At 42.7% G+C, this 16,176-nt stretch carries 18 protein-coding genes and 1 pseudogene; 8 read left to right on the top strand and 11 right to left on the bottom strand.

The genetic code is table 11. From position 1 onward, the window contains the following. Positions 1-41: 41 nt before the first annotated feature. From ACR0QN_RS10580 to ACR0QN_RS10570, 3 genes and pseudogenes are all read right to left on the bottom strand, one after another. A pseudogene (locus ACR0QN_RS10580) lies at positions 42-602 on the bottom strand (MATE family efflux transporter); the annotation flags it as partial. A gap of 112 nt (positions 603-714) precedes the next feature. Further along, a complete protein-coding gene (locus ACR0QN_RS10575; protein ID WP_432651184.1) occupies positions 715-2,022 on the bottom strand; it encodes an MATE family efflux transporter in 1,308 nt (435 codons plus the stop codon). A gap of 285 nt (positions 2,023-2,307) precedes the next feature. Next, on the bottom strand, positions 2,308-2,967 hold the full coding sequence (locus ACR0QN_RS10570; protein ID WP_432651183.1) for a Crp/Fnr family transcriptional regulator: 660 nt from the start codon (positions 2,965-2,967) through the stop codon (positions 2,308-2,310). A 105-nt stretch (positions 2,968-3,072) separates the two neighbouring features. Here ACR0QN_RS10570 and ACR0QN_RS10565 point away from each other — a divergent pair, with 105 nt between their 5' ends. Beyond that, positions 3,073-3,768 carry an ATP-binding protein gene (locus ACR0QN_RS10565; protein WP_432651182.1) on the top strand — a complete coding sequence of 232 codons (696 nt, stop codon included), beginning with the start codon at positions 3,073-3,075 and terminating at the stop codon, positions 3,766-3,768. Positions 3,769-3,889: 121 nt separating this feature from the next. Here ACR0QN_RS10565 and ACR0QN_RS10560 read toward each other — a convergent pair whose 3' ends face one another. Beyond that, positions 3,890-4,606 carry an aldo/keto reductase gene (locus ACR0QN_RS10560; protein ID WP_432651181.1) on the bottom strand — a complete coding sequence of 239 codons (717 nt, stop codon included), beginning with the start codon at positions 4,604-4,606 and terminating at the stop codon, positions 3,890-3,892. Positions 4,607-4,706: 100 nt separating this feature from the next. Beyond that, the gene (locus tag ACR0QN_RS10555) at positions 4,707-4,955 is read right to left on the bottom strand and encodes a hypothetical protein (protein ID WP_432651180.1); all 249 of its coding nucleotides are present in this window, start codon (positions 4,953-4,955) and stop codon (positions 4,707-4,709) included. A gap of 254 nt (positions 4,956-5,209) precedes the next feature. On the opposite strand from ACR0QN_RS10555, the gene ACR0QN_RS10550 reads away from it, so the two are divergent. The 3 genes from ACR0QN_RS10550 (at position 5,210) to ACR0QN_RS10540 (ending at position 7,313) form a co-directional block, all read left to right on the top strand. After that, positions 5,210-5,689 (top strand): hypothetical protein, encoded by a 480-nt coding sequence (locus ACR0QN_RS10550; protein ID WP_432651179.1) that lies wholly within the window; start codon positions 5,210-5,212, stop codon positions 5,687-5,689. A gap of 559 nt (positions 5,690-6,248) precedes the next feature. Beyond that, complete coding sequence (locus tag ACR0QN_RS10545) at positions 6,249-6,707, top strand: S24 family peptidase (protein ID WP_432651178.1); 459 nt, start codon at positions 6,249-6,251, stop codon at positions 6,705-6,707. Positions 6,708-6,713: 6 nt separating this feature from the next. After that, positions 6,714-7,313 carry a hypothetical protein gene (locus tag ACR0QN_RS10540; protein ID WP_432651177.1) on the top strand — a complete coding sequence of 200 codons (600 nt, stop codon included), beginning with the start codon at positions 6,714-6,716 and terminating at the stop codon, positions 7,311-7,313. 417 nt (positions 7,314-7,730) lie between these two features. On the opposite strand, the gene ACR0QN_RS10535 is transcribed toward ACR0QN_RS10540, so the two are convergent. Continuing rightward, positions 7,731-8,870, bottom strand: coding sequence for a plasmid recombination protein (locus tag ACR0QN_RS10535; protein ID WP_432651176.1), 1,140 nt, complete (start codon positions 8,868-8,870; stop codon positions 7,731-7,733). 189 nt (positions 8,871-9,059) lie between these two features. On the opposite strand from ACR0QN_RS10535, the gene ACR0QN_RS10530 reads away from it, so the two are divergent. Beyond that, complete coding sequence (locus ACR0QN_RS10530) at positions 9,060-9,569, top strand: helix-turn-helix domain-containing protein (protein ID WP_432651175.1); 510 nt, start codon at positions 9,060-9,062, stop codon at positions 9,567-9,569. Between the two features lie 282 nt (positions 9,570-9,851). On the opposite strand, the gene ACR0QN_RS10525 is transcribed toward ACR0QN_RS10530, so the two are convergent. Further along, positions 9,852-10,589 carry a helix-turn-helix transcriptional regulator gene (locus ACR0QN_RS10525; RefSeq protein WP_432651174.1) on the bottom strand — a complete coding sequence of 246 codons (738 nt, stop codon included), beginning with the start codon at positions 10,587-10,589 and terminating at the stop codon, positions 9,852-9,854. Between the two features lie 112 nt (positions 10,590-10,701). Between ACR0QN_RS10525 and ACR0QN_RS10520 the strand changes: the two genes are divergently transcribed. From ACR0QN_RS10520 to ACR0QN_RS10510, 3 genes are all read left to right on the top strand, one after another. Next, positions 10,702-11,757: an MATE family efflux transporter gene (locus tag ACR0QN_RS10520; RefSeq protein ID WP_432651173.1), complete on the top strand. Its 1,056-nt coding sequence runs from the start codon at positions 10,702-10,704 to the stop codon at positions 11,755-11,757. A 74-nt stretch (positions 11,758-11,831) separates the two neighbouring features. Beyond that, complete coding sequence (locus ACR0QN_RS10515) at positions 11,832-12,044, top strand: hypothetical protein (RefSeq protein ID WP_432651172.1); 213 nt, start codon at positions 11,832-11,834, stop codon at positions 12,042-12,044. Between the two features lie 394 nt (positions 12,045-12,438). Continuing rightward, the gene (locus ACR0QN_RS10510; RefSeq protein ID WP_432651171.1) at positions 12,439-13,812 is read left to right on the top strand and encodes a PBECR4 domain-containing protein; all 1,374 of its coding nucleotides are present in this window, start codon (positions 12,439-12,441) and stop codon (positions 13,810-13,812) included. Positions 13,813-14,046: 234 nt separating this feature from the next. Here the strand turns inward: ACR0QN_RS10510 and ACR0QN_RS10505 are convergent, their stop codons facing one another. Genes ACR0QN_RS10505 through ACR0QN_RS10490 form a run of 4 tightly spaced genes read right to left on the bottom strand, consistent with a single transcriptional unit; the run spans position 14,047 to position 15,819 of the window. Then, a complete protein-coding gene (locus ACR0QN_RS10505; RefSeq protein ID WP_432651170.1) occupies positions 14,047-14,280 on the bottom strand; it encodes a hypothetical protein in 234 nt (77 codons plus the stop codon). Continuing rightward, the gene (locus ACR0QN_RS10500; protein ID WP_432651169.1) at positions 14,249-14,536 is read right to left on the bottom strand and encodes an excisionase family DNA-binding protein; all 288 of its coding nucleotides are present in this window, start codon (positions 14,534-14,536) and stop codon (positions 14,249-14,251) included. Before ACR0QN_RS10500 ends, ACR0QN_RS10505 begins: the two co-directional genes overlap by 32 nt. A 27-nt stretch (positions 14,537-14,563) precedes the next feature. Then, positions 14,564-15,184: a toprim domain-containing protein gene (locus ACR0QN_RS10495; RefSeq protein WP_432651168.1), complete on the bottom strand. Its 621-nt coding sequence runs from the start codon at positions 15,182-15,184 to the stop codon at positions 14,564-14,566. A 26-nt stretch (positions 15,185-15,210) separates the two neighbouring features. After that, a complete protein-coding gene (locus ACR0QN_RS10490; protein WP_432651167.1) occupies positions 15,211-15,819 on the bottom strand; it encodes a hypothetical protein in 609 nt (202 codons plus the stop codon). Positions 15,820-16,176 lie beyond the last annotated feature (357 nt).

Below are 16,176 nucleotides of genomic sequence, written 5' to 3'. Positions count from 1 at the left end.
TTTATATCCTTTGCCGACAGGTCAAAGGGAAGTTTACGCCTGCGGATCATCAGAAGCGAGATAAGCACGCTTACCGCCTGAGCAAATACCGTTGCCGCAGCCGCTCCCGACGCACCCATATGAAAGACTGCCACAAACAGCATATCGCCTGCGATATTCAGCACACAGGCAATTGCAACTGTTATGAGCGGCATTTTTGAATCGCCTATTCCACGAAAAATACTGCCCACCAGATTATATGCTACGATAAATACTGCTCCTGCCGAGCATATGGTTATATAGGAAACGGTCTCATCAAAGGCTTCCTCGGGGGCGTGCATTACTTTTGCAAGCAGCGGAGCGGTGCAGACCATTATTGCGGCTATTCCTACGGCTATTACGCCGAACAGGAATATGCCGCTTCCTATTATTTTGCCTGCCTTTTCACGCTGACCTGCACCTATTTCTGTTCCCACGAAAACGGTAAGTCCCATTGCAAGTCCTGTGATAACTACGGTTATCGCCTGCATAAGCTGACTTCCCGTTGATACCGCAGATACATACACATCTGCAAGCTCTCCGCCGAACTGTCCCACTATTAGCAGGTCAACTGCGCCGTACATCGTCTGCAAAAACAGCGCAAAAAGCACGGGCAGAGCGAAACGTATCAGGGGTGAAAATATCCGTCCCTCGGTAAAGCTTTCATTTTGTTTCATATGATTTTTTATCCTCCGTTTATTTATAAACTACTCCGTTTTTCTCCGAAGATTTTTTGAGAGCGATCGCTATAACAAGCACAAGTGCCTCATAAATCCCAAAGGTGTGCCATACTATGCCGTTTCCAAATATCTTCGGGAGAAATGTGATGATAACGGTATTCATAACAAGACTGCGTATTACGTTGAGAGCAATTGCCTGCCCCGAGCGCTTTGTAGAGTAAAAATATGCGGATATCAGAGTGTTGACGCTTCCTACGATAAATCCCCAGCAGTATTCCCACATATGCGCCGCCGTGTATTCGAGAGTCTCGCCCTCGGCTCCGAACAGTTTGCAGAGTGTGTGAGGAAAGATAACATAAACCGCAACGCAGAGTGCGCTTCCGATAACGCTTATAAGCTGTCCTGCACGGTAATAATGCCGCAGGTCGTCATCTTTCTTTGCGCCGTATGCCTGACCGAACAGGGGCTGCATTCCCTCGGACGCTCCGAAAAATACCGCCATTGTAAAGGACGAAAGATAGGAGATAATTGAAAATGCGTTTATGCCTATATCTCCGAACGCTGCCATAAGAGTGTAGTTCATACACAGAGTGGTGACGGGTGTGGAAAACTGTGCTATGGCTTCGGGAAGTCCTCTGAAAATTATTTTACTGTACAGCTTCGCCTGCGGCTTGTATCTGCCGATAGCAAGGCTTCCCTTTTTGAATATAAAATGGGTGGAAATGATAAGCAGTCCCACGATTTGGGATATGCCAGTTGCAACAGCCGCACCCATAACGCCTTTCTGCATTGGAAATACAAAAAGCCAGTCGAGAAAGATATTCACCGTTGTTGTGATGACATTCGTGACTGCCACAAGTCCGGGAGCACCATCGTTTCGGCAGAATGACTGCAAATTCAGAGAAAGTGAATTTGCCACGGAAAAAAGCGCCCACCAGAACACATAATCCTGTACCATTCCGGCATAGCTTTCCGACGCTCCCAGCAGACTGCACATAGGTGCTGTGAAAACGCAGCCTGCCAGCATTACAAGAAGACCAATCATAAGGCTTATTGTGAAAGAGTGCATAAAAGCATTCTGCGCTCCGACCTTATCTCCTCGTCCGAAGCGTATGGCGGTAATTGTAACTCCACCAATGCTTGCCATTGCATTGAGAGCATTGGTCACAAGCACAAAGGGCAGGGCGAGATTTACCGCTCCGAGAGCCTGTATCCCTGCGCCGTTCCCCACGAAGATACCGTCTACCACAGAAAACAGGAACACGCAGGCATTTGCAAGAATTGCAGGCGCAACATTCTTAAAGATCAGCTTATTTCTTGACATTTCCATACTTCCTTTCCAAAAATAAAAAGAGCCCGGTTATCTTTTACAATAACCGGGCTCACCCGACATCTTTGCCTCGACTTGACCATTGCGATGGTCAGTCCTCCGATGACATAGTACGCAATTTTATCCGAATTCAGATGTTTTATATTATAATCCGAATTTGGGTAAAAGTCAATAGCTTTTTTGAAAAAAATATTCACTCTTAAAAAATCAGCCGCCCCATACGGAAATATCGCTTCCGTATGGAACGGTTTGCCGTTCTGCGATATACAAAACATTTTCTTAATGCAGTACAAATCTGTTTTTTTCAAACTCCAGCAGCCCATCATCACGCATTTTGCACAGTTCGTTGGACATTGCGCTCCTGTCCACCGAAAGAAAATCTGCAAGCTGCTGACGGTTAAAGGGTATGGAAAACGTACTGCTGCCCTGACGCTTTGCTTCCTCGGAAAGATATGCGATAAGCTTTTCTCTGGTAGTGCGCTTGGACATATACCCCAGCTTACGGACAAGCTTTCTGTTCTTTTCGGATATTGCAAAAAATAAATTCTGTACGGCTATTGAGTGAAATCTGCACGCCGTGGGGCAAACTGTTATTATTCTTTTTACATCAAAAAATATTACGGCGCTGTCCTCCACGGCAAATACGTCGTTTAACAGCGGACCGCTTTCGGGTGCGGCATAAGCCTCGCCGAACATTTCTCCCACGCCCACCATACTTATTATACTGCGGTTGCCCCAGTAATCGTCACGACGGATATGCAGCCTGCCTTCAACAAGTATCATTATATTTCCGATCTGTTCGCCCTGCCTTAAAACATATTCACCTTTGTCATAGGTGCACAGTTTTGCCTGCAGACAGGAAAGCATTGCTTTAATTTCATCTTCGTCTGCTCCCGAAAAAAGCTGCGTTCTTTTTAATATTGGAATATATTTCTCCACAAAAGCCTCTTTTCCGTTGTAAAAACAACCGACTTGTTTACAATATTATATTATAATCATATCAGAAAGTCAAGAGCTTTCGGATATAACAAGGAGGTTACCAATATGATACGAAAGATCATTAAGATAGACGAAGAAAAATGCATCGGCTGCGGACTTTGCGCCGAAGCCTGCCACGAGGGTGCGATCGAGATGAAAGACGGCAAGGCGAAACTCACCCGTGAGGACTACTGCGACGGGCTTGGAGACTGCCTGCCCGCCTGCCCCGCCAACGCAATTTCATTTGAGGAACGTGAAGCCCCTGCCTATAATGAGGCGGCTGTTCTTGCGGCAAAAAAGAAAAAATCGGGAGCAGTTCTCCCCTGCGGATGTCCCGGAACACAGTCAAAGGCTATTGAACGAGAAACTATGACAGTACCGTCTGCTCACATATCAAGTCAGCTTTCACAATGGCCTGTGCAGATAAAATTAGTGCCTGTAAATGCGCCGTATTTCGATAACGCAGAGCTGCTTATTGCCGCAGACTGCACGGCTTATGCCTATGGTAATTTCCATAACGAATTTATACGTGGACGCATTGCTCTTATCGGCTGTCCCAAGCTTGACGAAGGGGATTATGCCGAAAAGATCACGGCAATTCTTGCAAATAACAGAATAAAAAGCGTGACCGTTGTCCGTATGGAAGTCCCCTGCTGCGGCGGAATTGAAAATGCAGTTAAAAGGGCGCTTCAGGCAAGCGGAAAGGTCATTGCTCTGAATGTTGTGACGATCTCCACAGACGGAAAAATTTCTGAGATGTAATACCTGTCACGATAATTTTCAAAAAATCTGACATTTTTCTCTATTTGCGGAATTTTTATCTTCCGCTTTGTGTATAAGGACCTGTCCATATAGTATGCGGACAGGTCCTTATATCGTTTATTCATCTTGCAAGACCCGTCAGGAATTCTACCGTGTCGGGATCATAGTGGGAGAAAAATGCGCTTTCATTCTCGTCCAGTTTGGCAAGCTCTGACATTTCTTCATCTGTGAGTGAGAAATCGAAAACATTTAGATTTTCCTCCATTCGCTCCCTTCGCACAGACTTGGGTATAACAATAACGCCGCTTTGCATCAAAAATCTCAGCGCTGTCTGAGCGGCGGTCTTGCCGTGCTTAGCGCCTATCCCGTTCAGAACGGGGTCTGAGAAAAAGTTCTTCCGTCCCTCTGCAAAAGGTCCCCACGATTCGTGGGCAACACTGTACTTTTTCATAATTTCGTGAGCTTTTTTCTGCTGCCGGAAAACGTGTGTCTCTACCTGATCTACCGCAGGTATTACGTCTGTGAATTTACACAGGTCGATAAGTCTGTCGGGATAGAAATTTGATACGCCTATCGCACGTATTTTCCCACCTTTGTACGCTTCCTCCATTGCACGGTATGTTCCGTAATAATCGTTGAAGGGCTGATGAATGAGCATAAGGTCGATAGGACAGCCGAAGACCGCCGCAAGCTTCTTGCAAAACTGCATTGACGGCTCTTTTCTGCCGTTTTCGCAGTAGCTGATATATACCTGTGTCACGCCTGCCCGTTCCGCCAGCTCGCATTGGGTCAGACCCTTGCGTTCACGAAGACTTCTGATATTACTTCCTATGGTCATTTATATCATCCCTTTCATAGATTTTTGGCATTGGCTTATTGGTGAAGTCCCGAAGCTCCTGCGCTTCTTTGCTCCATACGCTCCCCGAAGGGAGCGGCTGTCAATCATCATTCAAACTTACGCCTGTCTTGTATGCAAACTGCTCGAGGATATCTGCAGCATCCTCCTCCCGGGCGTGTTCTTCCATTATACGCCACAGGCTCTTGGCAGTCTCAATGCAGCCATCACAGGGACTGACATCGGCTATGCCCATAATGATCTCTCCGATATCGTTTATGATCGTGTCGAGCTCATCTGTCAGCTCATCACATTCAGCGGCAAGCTCGTCATTTTCCATATCGTATGCCATACGATTCTCCTTTCAGTCAACAAAAGTGTTTTTGTTTGTGTCGAAGATACCGAAGTATTTTCCGTCCACGATAACCTCAAGCCTTGCAGGGCGCCACCGATCCCTATGATAACCCCTTTACCTCAAGAACGTTAAGGGCTGTCCGCACCTGCTGAATCGTTTTTTCCTGTTCGTTCATTTTTCAACTTCCTTTCTATACTTGATTTTTCTTATTAGTGGATGTATAATATACTTTGTGGAAGGGGGTGACTATAATGGATAACATAATACAATGTGAACAACTGTTATCTCCTTTGTTTTCAGCAAAGAAATACCATTCTGATATGATTTACGATTATTTAACAATGATAGCAGAAAGACTTATGACATTCGGAAATAAAATCGAAGCAGATTACAAAAGAAATCTTGAAGCAAATATTAAAAGATTAGTAGTTTATTCTCGTTCTCCGATACAAAATAATCGGGTATACATTATATCAGATATGGAATACATCCTTTTTGCAGCATTGCATATGTCGGATCTAAACATAAATTCAATCAAAAATGACTTAGAATTTTCCGCACAGATAAATAAAATTCCCAATTATTTAGATTATCCGCCTTGTGCTGTAGCCACTCTTTACGTATTTTCCATAAGCCAAGAGACATATAGAATAAATATTGCACCGCACGAATTGGCATACTTGCTTCACAAATATCGTAACGAAAACCTTATTAACGATTATGATATTTGATATTTAATCCTATTTGATTAAAATATGCAATTACAGCATAAGGAACACAGGGAATAGAAAACGTTTTTTGTGCCATTATTGCCCGCTCCGCCTTACGGACGGGCTTTTTTCTTACCTTTACAATCATCTTTAACACTTCCTTTCTTGACAGCTCATAGCCGTCTGTGATATAATGATTATGGATTTTTATGCCCATAGGTATAACCTACAGTTTATATTATAACCCATTTAAATGGGTATGTCAACAGATTAAACCCATTTAAACAAACTTTGTTAAAATTGCACATTTGTAAGGTTCTGATATTGTATGTTTTATTATAATTTAAAGGCGGTTTGTGATGCTAAAGGCGTAAAAATAACCCCGCTTGTAGCAGAATGTGGCGGAGCTAAAGGCTCTATTTCTAACTGGAAGAAAGGTGCTTCCCCTAATAGTGATATCGTTGTAAATTTAGCAGTGCGTTTAAATGTACCAACAGATATGCTACTGTTAGGAAATGACCAGCAAATATCCTCCGATTTATCGGAAGATGAGAGAGAGCTTCTCAAATATTATAAACAAATGCCTGAAAAGGAAAAAATTCGACTTGTCAGCCGGGCAGAAGCTATTGCAGATATATATTCCGAAGTTGTTCCCGAACCCGCTACCACTATGCTTGTTATCAAGCATAGTATGTACAAAGTATCGGCAGGAACGGGAGAACGGCTCTCAGACTCCGATGACTGGGACAAGATTGAAATACCCGATACCCCCGAAGCTCGCAGGGCAGATTTTTGCCTTACGATCTACGGAAACAGTATGGAGCCTGTGTATTACGATGGCGATATTGTGTTGGTCAAGCAACAGAACGCAGTTGAGCGGGGACAAATCGGTATCTTTGTCATCGAAGGCTGCGGCTATATAAAAAAATTCGGCGGGGACAGGCTTATTTCTCTCAACGATCAGTACGATGATATTATGTTTGCCGATTACGATCCCGATGATATCAGATGCAGCGGGCTTGTTATCGGAAGGGTGTAAGGAACAATGGAGGGTATTACTATGAAAAGATATTTGAATATTTTTATGACATTCATACTGATTGTTACAGCTTTTTCTGCCTGTTCTAAAAGTAAAGATACTGATACCAATACTATTTCTATTCCGGACATTTACAATCGTAATATTTATTTTGGAATGACAGAAGAAGATGTATTAGCTATGGAGTCAGATTTAACATTTAATACTGATTATTCCAGAACAGAAGTTACTACCGAACATTCGGCTAAATGTATAGTTTCAAATGAAACCATACAGATCAATAATGACGAAGCTACAGTATCGTATATTTTTTTAGATAATATACTTACTCAAATCGAATATAACATACCGATTAACTATCCTAAAGACCAAATAGCCGATGCTCCTGCAACTCAAGTTTATAACAAACAAGTTACCGATTTATCCAATATCATAGGTTTGCCGACAGAAACAAGTTCAGATGAATACACTACTTTCAATTCTAAAATCTCTATTTGGGACGATTCAATTTTAGCTATTTCAATTGATGTGATACAAACAACCGAAACATTTTCTGATATCGACATAACTGATAATGTATGCATTACAATGATAAACCAGAAATGAACTGAGGCAATTATATAGCTTTGATAATTCCATAAATTTACATAACGGGTTTACAATGCCAATATTAAAAAAGAGGGGGGGCGAACTGGTTCGCACCCTCCTCTTTTTGGGGTTCGCAGTTCGCACCCCATGCCCGAAGTTCAATAGACCATATTCTGCTCCCAAATAAAAAGTATAAAATCACGTATTAAAGCCAATTTTAACGGATTTAAAAAATTTAAAAGCTTCATTTCATCAGCTGGCAAAGCCGCCCTTTTAAACGTAAAAATGCCCGAATGTCTTTGACATAAGACACTCGGGCGTTTGCTTTCTTTGCATTTTTTAACGCTTCTAAAACGCCTATTTTACGTGCTTTTTTTGCTTCTTAACTATTTTTCTCGCCTTTTTTCGCTTTTTTGACTGTTTGTATTCTGTCTGTCAAATTACAACCACGCCGAACAGAAGAACAAAGCATATAGAATAATTAGTTTTCTGCAGGACTTCATTTATATCCTGCTGTTCAGCAGCAAGCTCCTCTGCTTTTTCCTTTGCCACTATTGCGTCCAACAAGTCAAGGTTTGTCTGCTTCACCTTTTCCTGTATCTTTTTCTCCTCGGACGCTTTTGTTTTTTCAAAAGCATCTTCACGATCGGACAGAACAAGTCTTCTGGATTCGGTTTGCCTTACGATTTTTTCCGCTTCCATAACCTTGCGTTCAGCATCAACTCTCTGCACAGAAACAGCTTTCTTTTCAGCGGTAAACTCCGCATATTCCTGTTCGGTCAGAATATATCCGCCGCCGATTAACCGCTTCTTGTAAGGAACCTCGGTACTGTCAGCAGCAAGCTCCATTTCAAGAAGCTTTTCAATCTTTTCTTCAAGCCGTTTTTCTTCCTTATACAGCTCAACGGACTTGCTCCCCACCGATTTTTTCGGCGGGGCAAGCTCGATCTCATATCTCATACAGATACTTTTCAGGACTTCATATTCCGACTGCCGCCAACGTGCAATAGCATTTTTCCCGACACCGAAGCCCATTTCGGACAATGCCTGTGCGATACCGTTCTGAACGGGAATACCTCTTGAATAGTGACCGATGGGAACATAATCAATGTGCAAGTGGGGCGTGGCTTCGTCCATATGAAGCACCGCAAAGAACACCTTGAAATTCGGATTTCGCTGTTCAAAGCCGTTCATATACTCGGTCAGCACAGCCTTTGCAGTTTCAGCATCGACAGTACCAACGCCTGTGTCATTCATATCACCGATCTGCACAACGTCCTCGTAAAAGCTCTTGCGCTTATCCGCAGATGTGACCACATTCGGGGAATATCCCCTGCCGAACTGATGCTCATAGTAGCTTACAGTGATCTTGCGGTCATTTCGCTTCTGCCTTGCGTTATACTCGCTGACAGCACCGCTGAAAAGCCTTTCGTACATCTCCTGCTGGGAGATGTTCACGAACACGATATTCTCCTTAGTTCGGGTCTTATCGACATTATTCGCCGTAAACAGACGCAAATTGTGGGACAAGCTCCCCTTGCCCTGACATAATGATGCTCTTTTGATTTTCATCATTCCACCTCCTGTGTATAACTTTTGTTGTTTATAACTATAACATTATTGTTTAGTTTATGTTATTATACACCTATCCGGTACTTTTGTCAATAGGTTTTTGAAAATTTCTCAAACTTTTTTGTTTAGCTTATTGACTACTATTGTTTTTCGTGTTATAATCTATTTATAAATAGTTTTGGAGGGACTGCTATGACCGTAGGCGAAAGAATAAAGTATGCCCGTAAAATGCGGGGGCTTACACAAAAAGAGTTAGGACTCAGGATAGGCTTCGATGAAAATACAGCCGATGTCCGTGTGGCACAATATGAAAGCGGCACGAGAACGCCCAAGCTGGATATGCTTACAAAAATAGCGGACATTCTGGACGTCAGCATAGATTCCTTGCGTGAACCCACCCTTGAAGATACAACATCATTCCTGCATCTGCTTTTCAACCTTGAAATGGAAGCCGATAAGCGGCACACCAACAACTTTTCTATAGTATCCGTTCCCGATGACACCTTCAAGGAGCAGACGCACCCTGCTATACAGTTTCATAATCATCTGCTTGAGGAGTTCCTTCTGGAGTGGCAGCTTCGCAGGATCGAGCTGCGAAACGGTACTATTACTAAAGAGGAATATGACGAGTGGATGTTCAATTTCCCTGCCACCTCCGACAATTGCGGCAAATCCGAGCCGGAGCGAAAGTGGCGCAGATAACGACAGCAGCCCCCGACACCACATTTTTATATGCGGTATCGGGGGCTGCTTTTTTTGCTCCCTGTCGGGAGCTATACGCTTTGCTGTCGCAAAGCGAAAACGGCAGCTCTGCTGCCGAATTAGTCGTGGCTGCGCCACAACTAACGCCATAGTACTTATGACATTGCCGACAGCTCTACAAGGAGCTGTCATCACCGCCGCAAGCGGCTATATCATAAGTACCGGCGCTCTCCGAGGGGCAGGCGTTCCCCCTGCACCCCCTTTAGCTGAAAACAATGCAGTCTATTTACATATATAAACATTCTCTCTATACTTTTTCGGAGTTACCCCCATATAAGCCTTGAATATTCTTATAAACATACTCTGTGTTGCAAAGCCAAGAGAATATGCAATCTCAATATATGGCAAATCTGTGTTTTTAAGCAAATCGCAGGCGGTTGATATTCTGGCTTCGGTTACAAATCTTTTCAAGGTAGTGCCGACTTCATTTGAAAACAGCTTTGATAAATATGACGGATTAAGCCGTAAATATTCTGCAAGACCCTTAACAGACAGATCTGCATTCTGATTCTGGTAAATGTATGCTATGCATTTTCTGATATGAAGAGAGTGTGCCGATTCTTTTTTTATTTCTGCCATTCTGACAGCAAAATCTATGCACATATCCGAATAAAGATCGCTTAGCCTTTTTTTATCTCTGCAAATGTCTGCTTTTCGTGAATAAATATCTGCAAGTGCATATGCTTCATCGTGACCCATTCCCGAAGATATTACTGATTTGGCAATTTCTTCCGATTCAAGTGCAAATAAATATTTCAAATTTGCAAGCAGATCATCGGAAAGAACTCTTTTGTTATTCAGCAAAGACAAAAGCTGACCTGAGAGTTTTTCTTGAACTTCAGGTACATCACCTCTGCAAATATCGGAATAATCATTTGTGGGTATATGCCTGACCTCACTATCCCTTCCGTTTGCTTTCTGCGAATACAAGCGTTCATTAAGTTCACGACGTGCTTTCATATTATCACCTGCCGTTTTCATTATATCATAAATTGGCAACAAAAGCAACATATTGGATATAAAATCCGTATAATATTCTGTATAATACAGAAAAAACAGCTCGGAGGTCAATATGGATACAATAAATGATATGACAGAGGGAAAAGTATCACAAAAAATTCTTGGATTTTTCTTCCCAATGCTTTGGACAAATCTGCTTCAGCAGCTATATTCTGTTGCAGATACGGCTATTGTGGGCAAGGGAATAGGTGATAATGCACTTGCCGCTGTGGGAATAATTGCAGCTGTCAGTCTGTTTATTATCGGCTTTTCAATGGGGCTTACAAACGGTTTTTCTGTTATTATTGCTCAAAGCTATGGCTCAGCCGATCATAGCAGAGTTCGGAAAACGGTATGGCAGTCCGTCAGGCTATGTGTGATAATTGCAGTTATTTTAACTGCTTTCAGTATTGTATTTCTTAAACAGATACTGCAGATCATGCAGACCGACAGCATTATTATGAAAGATACATTAAGCTATGGAAGGATCATTTTCGGAGGACTTGCTGTTACTGTGGCGTATAATTTATGTTCAGGGATACTTCGTGCCCTTGGTGACAGCAAAACACCTTTCAAAGCAATAATCATTTCATCTACTGTGAATATTGTGCTTGATATCCTGATGATCTTCCTGCTGAAAACAGGCGTTGCAGGTGCGGCATTCGCAACAATAACAGCACAGCTGGTTTCGATGATAATATGCATTTTAAAAATCAAAACACTTACTATAATGAAATATGATAAAGAAGAACGTGTCCCCGACAGAGAGATAAGTTCTTTGTTGCTGAAAAATGGTCTGCCAATGGCATTTATGAATTCTCTAACAGCAGTAGGCTGTATGATAGTACAGGCATATATCAACAAGCTTGGGGTTGACTATACCTCGGCATATTCGGTATGCACAAAATATCTCAATCTGTTTATGCTCCCTTCGATCACTGCAGGATTTACTGTTTCTGCATTTACAGGACAAAATTTCGGTGCAAAGAAATTCGACAGAATAAGAGAAGGAGTACGGGCAGGACTCTTGATCTCGTTTATCTCATACATAATCCTCGGAGCAGTAATGAACATTTTTCCGTCACAATTAGCTAAGTTTATTGGGCACAGAAATATCCCGAGGAGGTAGAGGGTATTGCAGCACTCGACATAGCAATGCCCGGATACCATAAAAACGGTTTTTCAACATTTGAAGATCATGCTATGAGCTTTATTGTAAATTCTGGATTGATACGTCTTATGCCATCTGATAGTATGGCTTGGGGACTTAATTCTTCAGACTTGACGGACAAGGAAAAAGAACAGTATGAGGTCATCGCTTCGCTGAATGAGAAGCTGAGAAAGGAACATATCAACATCACCGAAGAGCTGAAAGAACTTGAAGATGAGGATATGGAGCTGTATGATGTTACCTGACTTTTTTCTGAAAAAACATTGACAAACAACGAAAAATAGCATATAATAGATCATGACAGCAGAAGCTGTCAACGTGGTCTGACACGGATTCAATCCGAACGAAAGTTGTTTTAAGAGCAACATTAGTTGGCAGGCAACAGAAAAACCTGAGACAAGTCGTTTATGGGCGGCATTCGTTGGCGGACAACAGAAAAATCAGACACTAAAGGGAGAAACGGTTGCAAGTGCGAAGTTTCTCCCTTTTAAATGTATTTCGTGAAAAATGCACAAAGAAGTTATATATAATTCTCTGTATTTTTCAAAAATTCTATTGACAAAATGACCTCGGATAGTGTATAATAATAATGACAACAGAAGTTGTCAACGTGGTCTGACACGACTTCAATCCGAACGTGTGCCGACGAATGAGCGGCGGTGTTGGCAGGCAACGAAAAAACCTGATATTCGTGCCGACGAATGGGCGGCGGTTGTTGGCGGACAACGAAAAAATCAGACACTAAAGGGAGAAACGGATGCAAGTGCTACGCTTCTCCCTTTTAAATTTATGGGGGCAAATATGGCAATCTCTAAACAACAGATAGCAGGTTCTATAAAGAAAGCAGCAATTACATACAAGCAGGAGTTGCTTGATAGAAATATACTTGTAGTCTTTGGTGATGCTTCAAAACCGCAAATTAAGGAAATGCTTTTTGAGATATTTAATTTTGAGCATTTAACAGGTGTAGTTTCAAAAATAAAAGCAAAAGATTCTAAAAAGTTGTTTTTTGACAAGGCAGTTGTAGGTAATCTCTCCATAAATGATTTTGAAGTCAATAAAAATGGTACGTCAGAGATAAAATCTATTGTTATAGAACAAGCGGTAATGCTTGCACATACCGCTAAGAGAATTGGTGATTACAATAACCTTCGCCCTAAACTTGAAGCTGATAGTTTGACTGGCACTTCAAAATGGTGTATTGCTTTCAGAGATACAGGAAGTCGCTACTTAAGACCTTGTTCTTTGTTGAATGACGATATTAAGAATAACACAAGTAACAGTCAGCCTATATTGGCTGTTTTTCGCAGAAAAAGAAACATATCTAATGGCAGATACTCGGAGATCACCTGTATCGGTAAAGACATCAATATGCCACGGCTTGCGGCTACGATAGACAAGCTCTACCCGGAACTGCTTGCAAGAACACTCTACGGTCTGGAGAAGAATCCGAACATGAAAAATCCTACGGCTGATCCCTACATAGCTGTCGAATATAAGCTGAGTGATGGTGTCTGCACAAAGATCGCAGAACTATACACAGGCACTAAAGCAGACTGCGACCGTCTTATCCAGTCCTATTCGGAAGATAAACCTCCGCCTAAGATCGAGTTGTATCAGCTCACTGATTCCGAATCGGAGCAGAGCAAGCAGCTGATAGAAGCTATCAGCTCAGGAACGGGCGCACCTACAGAGGATATGTACACAAAGACTTATGAATACAGCTTTTTCAAATCTGATGATAAGGATTGGTGTACGAAAAAACTTCAAGAAGCGTATAGTAGGTTTACAGCAGACTTGCCGAATGACTTTCACGGACGAAAGCTCGGCACCGGCGATGTGATAGTCATAGACAAGCATCCGTTTGTATTAAGCGGTGTAAAACTAAAAAGAGTACCAACATTCTTTAAGGCAAAGGTTCAAGAAAAGAGTATGGATACTGCGGAAAAGGCGATATCCGATGATAAGACTACCGATAAGGCAAAGCTCAACCCCCAAAAACATAAGCGATAAGAAAAACGGACAGGTTCAAGATTGAGCCTGTCCGTTTTATCATTACATACTGTATTCATTCAGATTTTGTATGAACAAACCGCGTGTTACAGTATAGGCAATATTTGAATCCGTTGAGCAGTTCAGCCCTGTAATAAGCGTGTCCTCTGTTTTGTTTTCATTGGTCACATACTTTAGCAGCTTCAGCGGAGAGCCATGCACAGCAACATACTTGATGATCGGCAAATCCGTACCTCACAAGATGACATTGGGCTTCAAGGGCTTCAGATAATTCTCAAAAACGCCTTCAAGAATATCATACTGCCGCTTGATTTCCTCAACAGCCTTGCCTGTCACTTCGCCTGTGGAGTTTGCAACCTTTGCGATCTGGTTCAGCTCGGTTCCGATCATTCGGAAGGACCTTGTAATATCACGAAGCTCGGAGAGATCGTATCTTTTAATCTCTCCCTGAATCGCCATTTTCTTCACATAGGCTCCGACACGAAGCCCGAGTTCCTCTGCCTTTTTTGAATTTATGTGCTTTTCCCGTCCTCACATATGCGATGAACGGCTCTTTGGGTATTCTGTATTTCTTTCCTACCCTCTCAATGGGAAACAGTTCTGCATATTCCTCCACCCTTCTTCTAAATGTCAGCGGAGAAATTCCAAGTACGGCTGCAACCTCTTTGGTACTCAGGAAGTTCTTCTGTAAATCTGCTATCTCCTCTATGCTTTTGTTCTCCAAAATCTCACCTCTCTTCTCTTTCACTGCTCATCTTGCAAATCCAAGCTGAGTGGTTTGCAGTTCGGCTGCTCTCTGTATCGCCTTGTCCGCCCAGTTTTTCATTGCACCGACTCTTTCCGCAAAGGGTACAGTCCTTTTTGTAACAAGCAGCTCGTTGAAATCCTTGACATTGTTCATCATACATTCAACGAAGCATTTGCACCGTCCGCTGAACTGCTTACAGAAATTCTTTCCCGCCTGATCGTTGTCCACACAAAGCGTGATATCAAGCCCGCTTGCAAGCAGCTTCTCCACAACATTTGGCTTCAGTCCCGCCATTGCCGCAAACTTGCAGTCGGTCACATCCGGGTGAAGCGCAATGAAGCTCATAAGGTCAATGGAGCTTTCAAATACAAATGCCTTCCTCGGTTCACCTTTATCGTAAGAGAAAAAACTTTCGGACGTGCCGGGTGCAACTCCCTTATAGTTTTTGAGCTTGCTTTTCACCTCGCTGTCAATGGCTGACCTATCAATTCTCCTGTTCTGAATTTCTGCAATCTTGCGACTTATGCCTTCAAAGCCTGCGCTGTCGGTTACGATGTTTGCATTTTTCTCGTAAACATATCCGGCGAATCGAACTCCGCTTTCATTCATTTCTCTGTCCAGCATTTCAGCTATGTACGGCTCTGTTGCAATCACTTTTCTGTCTGCTGAAAAATCTGCATATCGTGAATTTCCGACAGTGTATCTCTTCCCGCTTGTCCCATGAATTTCAGCACCGCAAGGTTTACCATTTTCTTTATGAAGATATACTCCTCGATCTTCCACCGCTTCAGCCAATCCCACAAGCAGCTTTTCATATAAGCAGAGCTGTTGCGGATCTGATTTCCCTTTGCGCTGTCCTCCCGAAGGATCTTGTTCCATTCAGCCTGAAAATTGAGAATGAAATCGTACAGATAATCCTCCCGTATCAGCTCATTCATCGTTTCAAGGACTTCCGAATAACCGACAGTCCGACCGTTGTGAGTAAAGCTGTCAGCCATGATCATATCGCAAATCATATTCAGCGTGATGTCCAGAAATGGTTTTATGCTTGTCGGCTTCACATCGTCATCATAGGCATAGTTCCCGTATGCCGCAAGGAAACGCAAGGCGGTCATAACAGCGTTTTTGTCCCTCCGAAAATCCTCGGGTATATGCAAGGTTTTCGTTCTGCGATTCACCTCGTCCACGCAAAGCAAGTCTTTCTCCGATGTGGGATCCCTGGAGTAGAAAAAATACCAGTCCTCAACATCAAGCCCCATAGCCGCAAGGATTTCAAGAAATGATAATTCCTTTACTGCTGCCTGTCCTTCAATTCCGTCCTCCGAAAAATTTTCCTCGGGCGCAGAATGAAGGAAAGAAGGATTTATAAAAAAATCACTTTGGTTTTTATTATCTTTAGTTTCCCTCGGGGCTGCGGGTGAGCTTGTTCCCCCGTACCCGACGGAACAAGGATTTTGGGCGCAAAAATCCGTTTCGGAGCATATATCACCGCTGTTACCGATGACCCGAACAGAATCGGAATCATCAACGCCCGCAGCGAGGTGCAGGTTCGTTACAGCCTTGGACATATTTTCTTCTGTACTATTGCAGGAATCCCGATCACTTACGGGAGTGCT

It is taken from the genome of Huintestinicola sp. (genome assembly GCF_050874005.1).
Classification (GTDB): domain Bacteria; phylum Bacillota; class Clostridia; order Oscillospirales; family Ruminococcaceae; genus Huintestinicola.
The sequence above is the reverse complement of the archived record's forward strand: the minus strand, read 5'-3'. Positions and strand labels throughout refer to the sequence as shown.